The sequence below is a fragment of the Gelidibacter salicanalis genome, from assembly GCF_016469035.1.
Lineage (GTDB): Bacteria > Bacteroidota > Bacteroidia > Flavobacteriales > Flavobacteriaceae > Gelidibacter > Gelidibacter salicanalis_A.
This window is the reverse complement of the sequence record NZ_JAEHJZ010000121.1, coordinates 629-868: the sequence shown is the minus strand read 5'-3', so window position 1 is coordinate 868 and position 240 is coordinate 629. Positions and strand designations below refer to the sequence as shown.

Sequence of the window (240 nt, the reverse complement as noted above, 5' to 3'; positions counted from 1 at the left end):
GTGCTTTGGAGCAATGATTCATTGACCGAAGTCAATACTAAAATTTCAGATTTCAAATCGGATTCGGGGAATAGCTTACCATCATCTATTGCAGACATCAATTTTGTAAAATACGTGATCACCGATGTATTTGGTGACGGTTGCGGATACAGAAAACCAGAAGATTTCCCATCATCATTAGCAGCCGATGCGCTAGATCCTGTCACGTCTTACGCCATTAAAGCACAAGAAACCAGACCT

1 protein-coding gene (running past one end of the window) is annotated in these 240 nt (G+C 41.2%); it reads left to right on the top strand.

Going from position 1 to position 240, the window contains the following annotated elements:
• A protein-coding gene (locus JEM65_RS23610; RefSeq protein WP_439953520.1) for a hypothetical protein crosses the window boundary here: on the top strand, nucleotides 1-240 show its 5' portion. Its footprint extends 30 nt past the window's final position; the window shows 240 of its 270 coding nt (coding positions 1-240); its start codon is at nucleotides 1-3; the stop codon falls past the right edge of the window.